Genomic DNA, 15,667 nt, shown 5'->3' on the forward strand with positions numbered 1-15,667 from the left:
AGGAGCAGTAATGGTCAACACGCCCAACCGGGAAACACCCCGGAAACCGGCGTCGAAGGCGTCTGCCCGTCCGGCCGGTTCCGCTGACAGGAAGCTCCGGAGCCAGGGGGAAGGCCCCGAGGGGAGCCAAACCGGGCTGCGGGTCAAAGCCAAAGCACTGCTCGACCGGATTGAAGGAACCGGTCAGGAACCGACGGGCTTCAGCTACTACCTCATCCTGGGTTCGGCCCTGGCCCTGACTGCCATCGGCCTGCTGATGGTGCTTTCATCATCCGCCGTGGAATCCATTGCCGACGGCGAATCACCGTTCAGCTTGTTCCTGAAACAGGGCGTGTTTGCCGGTCTCGGTATCGCTGTGATGCTGATCCTGTCCCGGCTCAGCCCGGAGACTTACCAGAAGCTTGCCTGGCCGGCACTGGCTATTTCGGTGGTGTTGTTGCTTCTGGTCTTCACTCCGCTAGGCGAGTCGGTTGGTGGCAACCGCAACTGGATCAAGCTCCCGGGCGGGATGACCGGCCAGCCGTCCGAGGTCGCCAAACTTGGCATGTCGCTGTGGATGGCTACAGTTCTGGTCCGCAAGGAACATCTGCTGCGGGACTGGAAGCATCTGGTCATTCCTGTCGTACCGGGCGCCGGTTTGATCATCGGCTTAGTGCTGCTGGGCAGGGATCTGGGTACTGCAATGATCCTCATGCTTATTCTTGCAGGGGCTATGTTTTTCGCCGGGGCTCCGCTGAAGATGTTCGTTTCGGCTGGGCTGGTGGCGGCGGCCGGCGTGCTGGTCATGGTCGTGGCGAGCCCCAACCGGATGGGCCGCATCACCATGTGGCTGGACCAGAGCTGCGAGGTCACCACCGGGCTAAACATGCAGTCGTGCAACGGCCTGTTCGCGCTGGCGTCGGGCGGCTGGTGGGGCGTCGGCCTCGGACAGAGCCGGCAAAAGTACAACTGGATTCCGGAGGCACACAATGACTACATCTTCGCCATCATCGGAGAAGAGCTAGGGCTGCTCGGCACCTTCGTCGTCGTCCTCTTGTTCGGTTTGATGGCGGTTGCATTAGTGCGTACTGTCATGCGGCAGAACGATACGTTCGTCCGCATCTTCGGCGGCTCCATCATGGTGTGGATCATTGGCCAGGCGTTCCTGAACATGGGCGTGGTGACCGGGTTGCTGCCCGTCGTCGGTGTTCCGCTGCCGTTCATTTCCTACGGCGGGTCGGCCCTGACCATCACACTTGCCGCGGTCGGGGTACTGTTATCTTTTGCCCGGCCTGATGCCCGGGCGGGCAGGAACCGTGCCAGGAACCGTGCCAGGAAACTGGCGCAGCGGAAGGCTCCGGAGCCAGCCGCAAAGATCAGCAAGTAATGACCGAGGCAGAAGGTACCAGTACTTTATGAAGACCCATGAACCGTCCGTGGTTCTCGCCGGCGGCGGCACCGCCGGACACATCAGCCCTCTGCTGGCCATCGCCGGAGCCATTCGGGAGCAGACACCCGACGCCGCAATTCTGGCCGTTGGCACGGCTGCAGGCATGGAAACCAGGCTGGTTCCCGCTGCCGGCTACGAGCTGGCCACGATCGAGCGGGTTCCATTCCCGCGGCGTCCTTCACTGGATCTGCTTAAGCTGCCGTTCCGGTTTGGCACCGCGGTCAAGCAGGCGCGCCGCATCATCGAAGGCGCGGCAGCGGATGTCGTCGTCGGTGTTGGCGGGTACGTCAGCACTCCCATGTATATCGCCGCCAAGCTGGCCAGGGTGCCGCTGGTGATCCATGAGGCGAATGCACGCCCGGGGTTGGCCAACCGCGTGGGTGCTCGCCTGACCGACGACGTGGCGGTGGCGTTCCGGAGTACCAAGCTGCCTGATGCCACCTGGGTCGGAATGCCGATGCGTCGGGAAATCTCAACCCTGGACCGCTCGGCCGCGCGTGCTGCGGCGAGGGACCGGCTGGGCCTGGAACAGGATAAGCCTACGTTGATCGTGACGGGCGGATCATCCGGCGCCGCCAGCATCAACCGCACCATCCGGGCGTCGCTGGAGAAGTTTGCGGCGGCCGGCATCCAGACCCTGCACATAACGGGCAAAGGGAAAGAGCTTCGGGAGCCCGATGGCAGCCTGGTCAGCGTTCCCGGCTACCACCAGGTCGAATTCGTGGACGGTATGGAAAACGTCTACGCCGCAGCGGATCTGCTGCTGGCCCGGGCCGGCGCAGCTACTGTCTGCGAGATCGCCGCCGTCGGACTGCCGGCAGTTCTTGTCCCGCTGCCGCATGGCAACGGCGAGCAGGCGCTGAACGCTGCGGACCTCGTCGGGGCCGGGGGAGCGGTGATGGTCAAGGACGCCGACTTCACGCCTGACTGGGCAACTGCAGAGCTGCCTGCGCTGCTGCAGGACCACAACAAGCTCCAAGCCATGGCAACGGCGGCTGCCGGGCTGGGCATCAGGGACGCGGATACACGCATGGCGGCAATGGTTATCCAAGCCACAGGGAGGCAGCAGTGAAAGCGGTTGATTTCCATACAACCCAAGAGCTTGCTTTTGAGGATCTGGGCAGCGTCCACTTTGTCGGGCTCGGAGGTGCGGGCATGTCCGCGATCGCCCGGATCCTGCTCGCCCGGGGCGTCAATGTCTCCGGCTCCGACAGCCGCGACTCCAAGGTTCTGGGCCAGCTGGAGCGGCTGGGGGCGAGGGTCTACATCGGCCATGACGCAGCCAATGTTGCGGACGCGGACACCGTAGTCGTCTCAACGGCCATCCGTCCCGATAACGCCGAGCTGCAGGCGGCGGTCTCCGCGGGACTGAACATCATCCACCGTTCCGTCGCGCTGGCCGCTTCGATCGGATCGCAAGAGCTGATCGCCATTGCCGGTACGCACGGCAAAACAACGACGACGGCGATGGTCACCGTCATGCTGCGGGCCGCGGGCAAGGAACCGTCTTTCGCCATCGGCGGGGACGTGGCCGCGCTCGGGGTCAATGCCGCCTACGGTGCCGGCGAACTGTTCGTGGCCGAAGCCGACGAATCGGATGGTTCGTTCCTGAATTACCGTCCGAAAGTCATTGTGGTCACGAACGTGGAGGCCGACCATCTGGACCACTACGGTTCCGCCGAATCCGTTTACGCATCCTTCGACACGTTCGCGGCCCTCCTACCTGAGGACGGAACACTTATTGTCTGCGTAGACGACCAGGGGGCACGCGATCTGGCGGACAGGGTCCGGGAATCCGGTGCCCGGCACCGCATCCTCGGCTATGGATATTCGCCCGAGGCGGACGTGCGGATTGAAGACAGCGGTTTTGCCGCGGGGACCAGCAGCAGCTGGATTGTCGTCGACGGGCAGCGGCACGAGCTCCGGCTCCAGGTACCCGGTGCACACAATATCCGCAATGCGACGGCAGCCTTCGCCGTCGGGCTTTGCAGCGGTGTTGATCCGGCCGTTGCTGCGGATGGACTGGCAGGATTCACCGGAGCCGCACGCCGTTTTGAGGCGAAGGGCGAGGCGGACGGGGTCCGAGTCTTCGATGACTATGCCCACCATCCGACCGAAGTGCACGCAGCCTTGTCAGCGGCGAAAAAGGTTGCCGGCGGCCACGGAGTCCATGTGCTGTTCCAACCGCACCTTTTCTCCCGGACGCGGGAATTTGCCGCAGAGTTCGCGGAGGCCTTGTCGTTGGCGGACTCGGTGACCGTGCTCGATATCTATCCGGCGCGTGAGGATCCCATTCCCGGCGTGACCAGTGAGCTGATCACGTCCCGGCTCGAGCGGCCCGGCGGGTACGAGCAAGACCCGGACCGTGCGCTGAAATCCGTGGTCGACCGGGCCCGGAGGGGCGACATTATTATGACCGTTGGCGCCGGGGACATCACGCAATTTGGCCCACAGTTGGTAGACCGCCTCGCCCAGCGAACAGCGGACGGCGCTGCTTGATGGTAAGCAGGAAGCCGCGCAGACCCGTGACTCCTGCTGGTTCCCGGAAACAGGCTCCGCCGTCCCCTCCGGGCGCGTCCGCCAGCCGCGAGGATGAGGCGGTTCAACGGCCAGCGTCCGGTTCTGCCGGGCGGCAGGCGGCTACCCAAGCAGACCGCGGGAACGTGCGGGTGAATTCGGGCAAAGTGGGTGTCCTGCCGGCGGAAACCGGGATGAAGACCGCGCCAGCGGCAAAACCGGTACGTCCGAAGGGTCGCAAGAAAAACCGTGCCACCTCAGGCGCGGCCGGATCCATTCCGGACAAGAAGGTTGGGCCTGCCCCGCGCAGTACAACCGTTGTAGCCTTTCCGGAACATCCTGGAAGGAAACTGCGCCGCCGGATCTGGATCGGCGCCGTAGCAGCAGCGGTATTGGTGGTGGCCCTGATCCTGGTACTGGTGTTCTCGCCGGTCCTGGCGATCAAAACCATTACGGTCACTGGCACCAATCTGACATCGGAGAAGACGGTCGACGAGGCGCTCGCGCCGCTGAAAGAGCAACCGTTGCCGCAGGTTGGCGACGACGACGTGCGGCCGCTGCTCGAGGGGTTGCCGGCCGTTTTGGACGTTACAGTTGAAGCCCGGCCGCCATCGGAACTTGCCGTGGAAATCACGGAACGAATTCCTGTCGCCGTCCTGGAAACGGGCAAGACGTTCGCCTTGATCGATGCAGAAGGCAAAAGGATCGGCTCGGTGAAAGAGCGCAAGTCCGCCGAGCTGCCGCTGATTGACGAAAGCGCGGCCAGCAAGGACCAGGAGATATTCCGGACTATCACGGCTGTTCTCAGCGCGCTTCCGGCGGATATTCTGGCGCAGTTGGAACATGCATCTGCCAAGTCAATCGACTCGGTTGAGCTGCAGTTGACCAACGGACAAAAGGTGCTGTGGGGCAACGACAGCCAGCTTGAGTTGAAGGCCAAGGTTTTCGAAGCGCTGCTCAACGCGCCCGAACCAGACGTTGAAGTAGAGGTTTACGATGTTTCGACCCCGACCATGCCGGTCACGCGTTGAGACAACAATCCACACAGATAAGCGACACGCGGCAGCGGTCGTTGCATGAGGCCGGGGATACGCCTAGCGTCTCGGAATAGAAGTTACTTGACATAACTCTAACCCTCAAGTTGAGGGTTAAGGTTACCAAGTGAACCATTGGGCCGGTGTCCGCTCCGGCCTGGCGGAATTGATCAGTGCACAGATTCGAACAAGGGACACAGGACGTGGCAGCACCGCAAAATTACTTGGCCGTCATTAAAGTCGTCGGCATCGGCGGCGGTGGAGTGAACGCCGTCAACCGAATGATCGAGGTAGGGCTCCGCGGCGTGGAGTTCATTGCCATCAACACTGATGCGCAGGCTCTGCTCATGAGCGATGCAGACGTCAAGCTTGATGTGGGGCGTGAACTTACGCGTGGACTGGGCGCAGGCGCCGATCCGGAAGTTGGCCGCAAGGCTGCCGAAGACCACGCTGAGGAAATCGAAGAGGTGCTTCGCGGCGCCGACATGGTTTTCGTAACTGCCGGTGAAGGCGGTGGCACCGGTACCGGTGGCGCTCCGGTGGTGGCACGTATCGCGCGTTCTTTGGGTGCGCTGACCATCGGTGTCGTTACCCGTCCTTTCACTTTCGAGGGCCGTCGGCGGTCGAACCAGGCCGAAAGTGGTATCGAGACGCTGCGCGATGAAGTGGACACGCTGATCGTAATTCCCAATGACAGATTGCTCTCCATCAGCGACCGCAACGTGTCGATGCTCGACGCTTTCCGCTCGGCCGACCAGGTCCTGCTGTCCGGCGTCCAGGGCATCACCGATCTGATCACGACGCCTGGCCTGATCAACCTGGACTTCGCTGACGTGAAGTCCGTCATGCAGGGCGCTGGCTCGGCCCTGATGGGGATCGGTTCCGCCCGCGGCGAGGACCGTGCAGTCAAGGCGGCCGAACTGGCCATCGCGTCGCCGCTGCTGGAAGCATCCATCGACGGTGCGCACGGCGTGCTGCTGTCCATCCAGGGCGGCTCGGACCTTGGTCTGTTCGAAATCAACGAGGCCGCCCGCCTCGTGCAGGAAGTGGCCCACCCGGAGGCGAACATCATCTTCGGTGCGGTCATCGACGATGCCCTCGGCGACGAGGCCCGCGTCACTGTGATCGCCGCGGGTTTTGACCAGGTGGATGTTACGTCCGCAGCGCAGCCTGCGCAGAAGCCCGCGAACGCCCCGGCAGCGCCGGCCGTCCCGCCGTCCCAGCCTGCCGAACACGCACAGGTCCCGGCAGCGGCGCCTGCAGCTTCCAGCGGCAGCTGGGGGCAGATGCCGCAGCGTTACGACGTCCCGGCGGATGCAGGTTTCGATGTAGATCTGCCTGCCGTCGTCGAGCCCGACCTGACGGCCGGCCGCACCGATGACCTGGACGTCCCGGATTTCCTCAAATAGAACTGAAACCGCGACAACGACAGGATTGCCGGCAGTGCTTTGGTGGCGCGAACAGGTCGGCGACGGCCTGTGGGTGGCGTTTACTGACAAGGCTGCTGGCAATCTTGCTTTGCACGTGGGCGATGTGCCGGCGGCTGTCCAGAACAGACGCAGAACGTTGGAAGCCGAACTCGGTATGGTGCCGGGCTCGCTGCGCTTCATGAACCAGGTCCATTCCGCCAACGTGGGCATGGCGTCGACAGCACAGCCGCCGCCTCCGCCGGAAACGGAAATTGATGCGCTCGTGTCACCCCAGGCGGACGTGCCGCTTGCGGTGATGGTGGCCGATTGTCTGCCGGTCGTCTTCGTGGGTTCCGCCGCGGGTGGAGGACAAGCGTCCGCCGTCGCACATGCGGGCAGGCGGGGATTGCTGGATGGGGTCTTGGTGAACACTGTGTCCGAACTGCGGGCCGCGGGAGTGTCGGACATCCGGGCGTGGATTGGCCCCTCGATCTGCGGACGCTGTTACGAGGTCCCCGGGCACATGAGGGCAGCATCCTGCGAGCAACTGCCGCAGCTATACTCTGAAACTTCTTGGGGAACGCCGGCTTTGGACCTGCCGGCCGGCGCGGCGGTCCAGTTGGAAACGCTGGACGTGGAAACGCGGCGGCTGGGCGGATGCACCATCGAGGATTCCCGGCTGTTCTCCTACCGGCGCAATCCGCAGACAGGCCGCTTCGCCGGTCTCGTATGGAGGGAACATGACTGATAGAGACAGGACTGAGGAGCTTCGCCGGAACCTTACGAAGGTGCGGATGAGGATTGAGCCTGCTGCTGCCCGACGCACCGGTCCTGCCCCCGAACTGATTGTGGTGACGAAATTCTTTCCCGCCGCCGACGTGGCCGCGCTAGCGGCACTCGGTGTTAGGGACGTGGGGGAGAACCGGGACCAAGAAGCTTCGCATAAGGCGGAGGAGCTGGCGGATACGGCGGCGGGTGAGTCCCTTCGCTGGCACTTCATCGGGCAGCTGCAGAAGAACAAGGCCAAGTCTGTGGTGCGGTATGCGCACGCCGTACATTCGGTGGACCGTTCCTCTTTGATCGGTGCTCTGGACAAAGCGATGGCCGTTGAGCAGGACCGCCGCAGTGCCGCCAACCAACCTCCGCGGCCGGAACTGCTGTGCCTGATCCAGGTCGATCTCGATGAGCGCACAAATGTACCCGAAGCCGGGGAGGCAGCCGGTCCTCGGGGAGGCGCCAAACCCGAACAGATCGAGGAACTCGCGCGCGCCATTGATGCAGCAAGTGGTCTCCGGCTGGGCGGCTTGATGGCCGTTGCGCCGCTTGGAACGGACCCGGTTCCGGCCTTTGACCGGTTAATGGATTATTCGGCCAAGTTGCGCGAAATTTTTCCGGACGCTTGGATGGTCTCGGCGGGCATGAGCCAGGACCTGGAGGCGGCCATAGCGGCCGGTACGACACACCTGCGTGTCGGCTCAGATGTCCTCGGACCGAGACCTGCTTTGAGGTAGCGTTTTTGGCGAGAGCAGTGTTGAAGACACGATAGGAGCTAACCATGGCCGGCGCTTTGCGCAAGACAATGATCTATCTTGGGCTCGCCGACGGTGACGAGCACTACGAGTCCGAGGAAAACGAGTCGCTGAACAGGGAGCCCCAGAATCGGGACGAGGACCAGCGTGTGGAACAGAGCCGTGAGGAGCGCCGGGTGGAGAGCGCGCCGTCGCCCGTGAAACCGGTGGCGGAGGAATACCGTGCTCCCGTTACGCCGATCAAGCGTGCCCCGTCATCCCGTGAGGAGTCATCCGTGCTGCGTCAGATCACTACAGTCCATCCCCGTTCCTACAATGACGCTAAAATCATTGGTGAAAGCTTTCGCGACGGCATTCCCGTGATCATGAACGTGACCGACATGGGCGAGGCCGATGCCAAACGCTTGGTTGACTTCTCGGCCGGATTGGTTTTCGGACTGCATGGCAGCATTGAACGGGTCACCAACAAGGTGTTCCTGCTCTCGCCGTCGACCATGGAAGTGCTCGGCGAGGATAAGCAGGCCAGCGACCACCAGGCGACATTCTTCAACCAGAGCTAGCGGAGCATACTGCCCATACGGCAGTATGCTCATTTAACTGCTCGTCTACCGCTAGGAATCGTGGAACCCGCGTGTCCATTATTTTTGCTCTGCTGTATTTAGTGCTCATGCTGTTCCAGCTGGCGCTGATTATCCGCATTGTTTTTGATGTTGTCCAGACATTTGCCCGGCAATGGCGCCCGCGTGGCGTCGCCTTGGTGGCTGCATCGGCCATCTATGCTGTGACTGATCCGCCGCTTAGGGCACTGCGACGGATGATTCCGCCGCTGCGCATCGGCGGCTTTGCATTGGACCTGGCATTCCTGGTTCTCTTCATTCTGACCAGCATTGCGTTGTTCATCGTTGCAGGCCTTGCCTAGGGACCGACCTGCTCCAGACGCGGTTAGTTTTCAAGATCGAAAAGATATACTCTGATTCAGATATCCCTAGTGAATGTAAATCGTCATGGCGATTATTCGCTACCGTTGTCATGAGTGCATTGGCACGAAATCATGATCCACAAGAACCAGTATGAGGTGACCACATGGCTCTGACGCCAGAAGACGTTGTCAACAAGCGGTTCCAACCGACGAAGTTCCGTGAAGGATACGACCAGGACGAGGTCGATGACTTCCTTGATGAAATCGTCGTAGAACTGCGCAGGCTGAACCAGGAAAACGACGAGCTCCGTAAGAAGCTCGGCGAAGCCACCTCGGGCCAGTCATCCGCTGGTAACGTCCCGGCCCCTGTTGCAGCCGCTCCGAAGGCCGAACCGGCCAAGGAAGAGGAGCCGCAGGAGGAGATCAAGGAAGAGCCTAAGCGCGAGAAGCCTGCAGCGGCTGTTCCCGCTACGGCGGCCACTCCGGTGGTCAGTGCTCCGGCTCCCGCCGCTCCAGCAGCCGGTGGCGGCCACACAGCCACTGCCGAGTCCGCCGCGGGTGTTCTGGCTATGGCGCAGAAGCTTCACGACGAATATGTCAACGCCGGCGTCGAGCAGCGCGACAAGATCATTGCCGAAGCTCAGATGGAAGCGAGCACTCTCGTCAACGATGCACAAGAGAAGAGCCGCAAGACGCTGGGCTCTCTGGAGCAGCAGAAGGCTGTACTGGAGCGCAAGCTCGAGCAGCTGCGCGGCTTCGAACGGGACTACCGTTCACGCCTCAAGGCCTACATCGAAGGCCAGCTGCGCGATCTGGAAGCCCGCGGATCCTTTGCGACTCCGGACGTCAAGGAGAGCTAGAGTCCTTAGCTTGACCCAGTTTTGAGCCCTTTGTTCAAGGGTAAGGATGGCCGGTGCCGGGGGTTCCCTGACACCGGCCTTTTCTTTAGCAGGGTTCCGTGCCGCCATCCGCAACTGCCGTTAGAAAAGAATCATGTCTGAACCATCTTCCGCGGACCAGCCCGCGGACAGCAGCATTGAAAGCCAGCACACCGGTGTCCGCAGCCGGCGTACCGCTGGTTTTGTCCTGATCCTGGCAGGCTGCGCCGCGTTTGCCTACCTCTTCGATCAGCTGACCAAATGGTGGGTTGTCAGCACCATGACGGAGGGCGATATCATTCCGGTGCTGCCCCCGCTGCTGCACTGGCACTTCATCCGGAATTCCGGCGCGGCGTTTTCGATCGGCCAGGACTATACCTGGGTTTTTACGATAGTGATGGTCCTGGTGTCCGGTGCCATCATCTTCTACGCACGCAAGGTCCGTTCAGCCTGGTGGTCCGTCGCCCTCGGCCTGCTTCTGGGCGGTGCGTTGGGGAACCTGACCGACAGGCTCTTCCGGGAACCGTCTTTCGGTGTAGGGCATGTGGTGGATTTCATCGCCTTCCCCAATTTCGCCATCTTCAATATCGCGGACTCTGCTGTGGTCGGCGGCGTAATACTCTGGTGCATTCTGACCTTCATGGGCATTGGCATCGACGGCGAACGCGTACCGTCCGGAAAACAGCCTCCGAAAGACGGCAATCCGGAGCAGCGCGGTGCCTGATCAGCTTCACCAGTTCTCCCTTGACCCGGAGACTTCGGGCAAACGCGCCGACGCCGCCATAGCCGGCCTGCTCGACATATCGCGTTCGGCGGCTGCGGCGTTGTGCACAGCGGGCAATGTCAGGCTTAACGGCAAAGTCCTGGGCAAATCAGACCGGTTGCCGGAGGCCGGAGAACTTGAAATCCGCAGACCCGAAGAGCGGGATCCGTTGGAGATCGTCGTCGAAGAGGTGGAAGATTTGAAGGTTCTCGGTGACGATGATGACTTCGTCGTGATTGATAAGCCTGTGGGAGTGGCTGCCCACCCCTCGCCCGGCTGGGTCGGCCCCACGGTGGTGGGTGCACTGGCCGCACTGGGATACAGGATTTCCACGTCCGGGGCGGCCGAGCGTGCGGGCATTGTGCACCGGCTCGACGTCGGCACGTCGGGAGTCATGGTCGTGGCCAAGACAGAGCACGCTTATACGCTGCTCAAGCGGGCCTTCAAGGAACGTACGGTGGATAAGGTCTACCACGCACTGGTGCAGGGCCTGCCTGACCCGCTCGAAGGAACCATCGACGCCCCCATCGGCAGGCACCCGGGCTACGACTGGCGTTTCGCCGTGGTGGAGGACGGGCGGAACTCGGTCACCCACTACAAGGTGATTGAAGCGTTCGGAAAGGCTTCGTTGGTCGAAGTTCACTTGGAAACGGGGCGGACGCACCAGATCCGCGTCCATTTCGCCGCCCTCCGGCACCCGTGTGCCGGGGACCTGACGTACGGGGCGGACCCGAAGCTCGCGGCCGAACTTGGCCTGACCAGACAATGGCTCCACGCCAAGAAACTCGGTTTCGACCATCCGGTCACCGGCAAATGGGTGGAGTACGAAAGCGAATATCCCCAGGATCTCGCCTATGCACTTGATGCACTGGCCGAACACCGGGTCTGATCTGTATGACGGCGGAACCGCGGCATGAGACGTGCCCGCCTAGAATGAAGTGGTGGCAACTGTGACTAGCTCGATTTCCGGTACTGATTCGTTTGTACATCTCCACAACCACACCGAATACTCCATGCTCGATGGCGCAGCCCGCCTGACGGACCTCTTCGAACATGCCCACGAACTCGGCATGGACTCCGTGGCCACCACGGACCACGGCTTTGTCTTTGGCGCCTTTGATTTCTGGAACAAGGCCAACAACGCTGGCATTAAGCCGATCGTCGGGGTGGAAGCCTATTTGACGCCCGGCACGGCTAGGTCGGACAAGACTCGTGTGCGCTGGGGCGACGGTGGCCGCGGCGACGTCTCGGGCGCCGGTGCATATACGCATATGACGATGTGGGCCGAGACGACCGAGGGCATGCATAACCTGTTCCGCATGTCATCGCTGGCGTCACTGGAGGGGTACCTGTACAAGCCCCGCATGGACCGGGACCTGCTGCAGACTTACGGCAAGGGCCTGATCACCACCACGGGCTGCCCATCGGGCGAGGTGCAGACGAAGCTGCGGCTTGGGCTCTACAAGGAAGCGATGCAGGCCGCCTCGGATTTCCGGGACATCCTGGGGGCGGAGAACTTCTACTGCGAACTGATGGACCACGGCCTGGACATCGAGCGCAATGTCCAGGCGGATCTGCTTAAGTTGGCCCGCGAGCTGCAGCTGCCATTGGTGGCGACCAACGACCTGCATTACACACATGCCGAGGATGCGAAGGCCCACGCGGCACTGCTGTGCGTCCAGTCCGGCTCGACAATGGCCGATCCCAAACGCTTCAAGTTCGACGCCGATGAGTTCTACCTGAAATCTCCGGCCGAGATGCGGGCCATTTTCCGCGACTACCCGGAGGCCTGCGACAACACACTGCTGATCGCCGAACGGTGCAACGTCGAGTTCAACACCCAGGCCAACTACATGCCGCGGTACCCCGTTCCGGAAGGCGAGAACGAGGAGTCCTGGTTCATCAAGGAGGTCGAGAAGGGCCTTCATTACCGCTATCCGGCTGGTATTCCCGACGACGTCCGCAAGCAGGCGGACTACGAAGTCGGCGTCATCTCCCAGATGGGCTTCCCCGGGTACTTCCTGGTCGTGGCCGACTTCATCAACTGGGCCAAGAACAACGGTATCCGGGTGGGACCGGGCCGTGGTTCGGGCGCTGGTTCAATGGCGGCATACGCCATGCGCATCACGGACCTCGATCCGCTCAAGCACGGTCTGATCTTCGAACGGTTCCTCAACCCGGACCGTGTTTCCATGCCTGACTTCGACGTCGACTTCGATGATCGGCGCCGCTCGGAGGTCATCCGGTACGTCACCGAGAAGTACGGCGACGAGCGGGTGGCCATGATCGTCACCTACGGCACCATCAAGGGCAAGCAGGCGCTGAAGGACTCCTCGCGCGTCATGGGTTACCCCTTCTCGACGGGTGAGCGGCTGACCAAAGCGATGCCGCCGGACGTCATGGGCAAGGGCATTTCGCTGCAGGATGTGCACAATCCGGAGGCCAAACGCTACAGCGAGGCCGAAGAGCTGCGGGAACTGCTCAAGTCGGATCCGGATTCAGCCAAGGTCTTCGAAACGGCGCTCGGACTCGAGGGCCTGAAGCGGCAGTGGGGCGTCCACGCGGCTGGTGTGATCATGTCCTCGGATCCGCTGATCGACATCATCCCGATCATGCGCCGTGAGCAGGACGGCCAGGTCATTACGCAGTTCGACTATCCGACTTGTGAAGGCCTCGGCCTGATCAAGATGGACTTCCTCGGCCTGCGGAACCTGACGATCATCACGGACGCACTGGAAAACATCCAGATGAACCGGGACTTCGAGCTGGTGCTTGAGGACCTGACACTGGATGATCCGGACTCCTACGCCCTGCTGGCACGCGGCGACACCCTGGGAGTCTTCCAGCTCGACGGCGGCCCGATGCGGTCCCTGCTCAAGCTCATGCGGCCGGATAACTTCGAAGACATTTCCGCGGTGCTTGCGCTGTACCGCCCCGGTCCGATGGGCGCTAACGCGCACAATAACTACGCGCTGCGCAAGAACGGGCTGCAGGAGATCACTCCTATCCACCCGGAACTTGAGGAGCCGCTGGCCGAAATCCTGGGCGGGACCTACGGCCTGATCGTCTACCAGGAACAGGTTATGGCGATCGCGCAGAAACTGGCCGGGTACTCGCTCGGCCAGGCAGATATTCTGCGGCGCGCCATGGGCAAGAAGAAGAAGTCGGAGCTGGACAAGCAGTACGCCGGCTTCGAAAAGGGCATGCAGGACAACGGCTATTCCGCCGCAGCCATCAAGACACTGTGGGATATCCTGCTCCCGTTCTCGGACTACGCGTTCAACAAGGCACACTCGGCCGCGTACGGCGTCGTGTCCTATTGGACGGCGTACCTCAAGGCGCACTATCCGGGCGAGTACATGGCTGCGCTGCTGACCTCCGTCGGTGACGACAAGGACAAGCTCGCGATGTACCTGAACGAGTGCCGCCACATGGGCATTACGGTGCTTCCGCCGGACGTCAACGAATCCAGCCTGAACTTCACCCCGGTCGGCACGGACATCCGGTTCGGCATGGGCGCCATTCGCAACGTCGGCGCCAACGTGGTCCATGCCATGGTCGCCGCCCGCGAGGAGAAGGGGCACTTCAGTTCGTTCAGCGATTTCCTGCAGAAGGTTCCTGCGGTTGTCTGCAACAAGCGGACCATCGAATCGCTGATCAAGGCCGGCGCGTTCGACTCGCTCGGCGATCCGCGCCGTGCCCTGGCCATGATCCATGAAGAAGCGGTTGACTCCGTCATTGTGCTCAAGCGCAACGAGGCAGCCAACCAGTTCGACCTCTTCAGTGCCTTTGACGACGGCGGTGAAACCACCGGCGGACTGGCCGTGGAAGTTCCGGATCTGCCGGAATGGGACAAGAAGGACAAACTGGCGTTCGAGCGCGACATGCTCGGCCTGTATGTCTCGGATCATCCGCTTCAGGGCTTGGAAGGTCTGCTGAGCCAGCATGCGGACCTGACCATTACCTCCGTTATCGGCGAGGACGGTCCGGCGGACGGTGCCATCGTCACCATTGCCGGAATGATCACTTCCTTGCAGCGCCGGATAGCCAAGAACAGCGGCAACGCGTACGCCCGTGCCGAAGTGGAAGACCTGGGCGGCTCCATGGAAGTGATGTTCTTCGGCCAGGTCTACGGACCGATCTCGACCATCCTGGCCGAAGACCTGATCGTCGTCGTCCGCGGCAGGTTGCAGCGCCGTGATGACGGCGCGGTAACGCTGAATGCCCAGGAGTTGACGGTTCCCGATCTCAGCGATGGCCATTCCGGGCCGGTGGTGATTTCCATGGCCAGCTTCAAGGCGACCGAGACCGTGGTGTCTTCCCTTGGCGATGTGCTGCGGACACACCCGGGAACCACCGAAGTCCAGGTACGGCTGAACAGCTCACGGAAAGTTGAAGTGATGAAACTGGGCGTGGATCTCCGGGTCAACCCCACGCCGTCGCTCTTTGGGGATCTTAAGGTGCTGCTGGGCCCCGCCTGCCTCGACGTCTAACGCCTCCGGGACTTAGATCTGGTATTCGAGCGGGCTGGGGCGCATGTAGGAGCCGCCGTGGTACAGCAGCGGCGTCGCTTCGTCGCCGAGCGAGCCTTCCACTACCTCGACGATCACCACAGCGTTGTTTTCGAACGACACTCGCATTTGGATCTTGCCGACCAGATAGGCATGTACATCCTTCAGAAGAGGAACCCCGTAAGGACCTGCTTCCCAATGGTCTCCGCTGAAGCGGTCTTTCGTGCGGGCGAAGCGGTCGGCGAGTCCGCGGTTGTCTTGGCCGAGAATATGGGCGCCAATATAGTTCGAGTTCGCGACGGCGGGCCAGGATGAGCTGGAGCGGGCCATGTTGAAGGTGAAGCGCGGTGGCTCTGCCGACAGGGACGCCACCGAGGTCGCCGTGAAGCCAAAGGGCTTGCCCTCGTACTCAACGGTGAGAATCGCCACTCCGGCAGCGTGCCGCCGGAAGACCTCCCGGAAGGTGGTTCCCAGCAGCTGCTCGGCGGGCGTGACAGACTGTGCTGCTACGGATTCGGCACTCACAACAATGTTTCTCCAGAACTACTCGGTGGGGACAGAAGACAGCCTGACCCATTATTGTTCAGCGTATTCGGCATCGGGCGGCGCGGGGCATTGTGTTAAGTTGTGCTAATTTTCCTGCCTGCTCCCCAACCGCGGCTGCCGGCAGGAAAACGA

The 15,667-nt window shown here is 62.1% G+C and carries 14 protein-coding genes; 13 read left to right on the top strand and 1 reads right to left on the bottom strand.

Features of this window, described 5'->3' with window-relative positions:
- Nucleotides 1–10: 10 nt before the first annotated feature.
- The 13 genes from ftsW (at nt 11) to dnaE (ending at nt 14,971) form a co-directional block, all read left to right on the top strand.
- Nucleotides 11–1,366: a putative lipid II flippase FtsW gene (gene ftsW / locus AC5RWO_RS12765; RefSeq protein WP_498731764.1), complete on the top strand. Its 1,356-nt coding sequence runs from the start codon at nt 11–13 to the stop codon at nt 1,364–1,366.
- A 28-nt stretch (nt 1,367–1,394) separates the two neighbouring features.
- Entirely contained in the window at nt 1,395–2,501 is a 1,107-nt protein-coding gene (gene murG, locus AC5RWO_RS12770; protein ID WP_498731765.1) for an undecaprenyldiphospho-muramoylpentapeptide beta-N-acetylglucosaminyltransferase, read from the top strand.
- Nucleotides 2,498–3,928 carry a UDP-N-acetylmuramate--L-alanine ligase gene (murC, locus tag AC5RWO_RS12775; RefSeq protein ID WP_498731766.1) on the top strand — a complete coding sequence of 477 codons (1,431 nt, stop codon included), beginning with the start codon at nt 2,498–2,500 and terminating at the stop codon, nt 3,926–3,928. The genes murG and murC overlap by 4 nt, the downstream gene beginning before the upstream one ends.
- Nucleotides 3,929–4,341: 413 nt before the next feature.
- Entirely contained in the window at nt 4,342–4,977 is a 636-nt protein-coding gene (locus tag AC5RWO_RS12780; protein ID WP_498732002.1) for a cell division protein FtsQ/DivIB, read from the top strand.
- Nucleotides 4,978–5,183: 206 nt separating this feature from the next.
- Nucleotides 5,184–6,389 (top strand): cell division protein FtsZ, encoded by a 1,206-nt coding sequence (gene ftsZ / locus AC5RWO_RS12785; protein ID WP_498636843.1) that lies wholly within the window; start codon nt 5,184–5,186, stop codon nt 6,387–6,389.
- A 34-nt stretch (nt 6,390–6,423) separates the two neighbouring features.
- A complete protein-coding gene (locus AC5RWO_RS12790) occupies nt 6,424–7,137 on the top strand; it encodes a purine nucleoside phosphorylase YfiH/LACC1 family protein (RefSeq protein ID WP_498731767.1) in 714 nt (237 codons plus the stop codon).
- The gene (locus tag AC5RWO_RS12795; protein ID WP_498731768.1) at nt 7,130–7,900 is read left to right on the top strand and encodes a YggS family pyridoxal phosphate-dependent enzyme; all 771 of its coding nucleotides are present in this window, start codon (nt 7,130–7,132) and stop codon (nt 7,898–7,900) included. The genes AC5RWO_RS12790 and AC5RWO_RS12795 overlap by 8 nt, the downstream gene beginning before the upstream one ends.
- A 44-nt stretch (nt 7,901–7,944) precedes the next feature.
- Entirely contained in the window at nt 7,945–8,478 is a 534-nt protein-coding gene (locus AC5RWO_RS12800) for a cell division protein SepF (protein WP_498636838.1), read from the top strand.
- A 71-nt stretch (nt 8,479–8,549) separates the two neighbouring features.
- On the top strand, nt 8,550–8,837 hold the full coding sequence (locus AC5RWO_RS12805) for a YggT family protein (RefSeq protein ID WP_074702604.1): 288 nt from the start codon (nt 8,550–8,552) through the stop codon (nt 8,835–8,837).
- A gap of 164 nt (nt 8,838–9,001) precedes the next feature.
- Entirely contained in the window at nt 9,002–9,697 is a 696-nt protein-coding gene (locus AC5RWO_RS12810) for a DivIVA domain-containing protein (RefSeq protein ID WP_498731770.1), read from the top strand.
- A gap of 133 nt (nt 9,698–9,830) precedes the next feature.
- Entirely contained in the window at nt 9,831–10,439 is a 609-nt protein-coding gene (gene lspA, locus AC5RWO_RS12815; protein ID WP_498731771.1) for a signal peptidase II, read from the top strand.
- Nucleotides 10,432–11,367 (top strand): RluA family pseudouridine synthase, encoded by a 936-nt coding sequence (locus AC5RWO_RS12820; protein ID WP_498731772.1) that lies wholly within the window; start codon nt 10,432–10,434, stop codon nt 11,365–11,367. The genes lspA and AC5RWO_RS12820 overlap by 8 nt, the downstream gene beginning before the upstream one ends.
- Before the next feature lie 61 nt (nt 11,368–11,428).
- Complete coding sequence (gene dnaE, locus AC5RWO_RS12825; protein ID WP_498731773.1) at nt 11,429–14,971, top strand: DNA polymerase III subunit alpha; 3,543 nt, start codon at nt 11,429–11,431, stop codon at nt 14,969–14,971.
- A 12-nt stretch (nt 14,972–14,983) separates the two neighbouring features.
- On the opposite strand, the gene AC5RWO_RS12830 is transcribed toward dnaE, so the two are convergent.
- Nucleotides 14,984–15,514: a flavin reductase family protein gene (locus AC5RWO_RS12830; protein WP_498731774.1), complete on the bottom strand. Its 531-nt coding sequence runs from the start codon at nt 15,512–15,514 to the stop codon at nt 14,984–14,986.
- Nucleotides 15,515–15,667 lie beyond the last annotated feature (153 nt).

It is taken from the genome of Arthrobacter sp. B055-34, assembly GCF_059090425.1.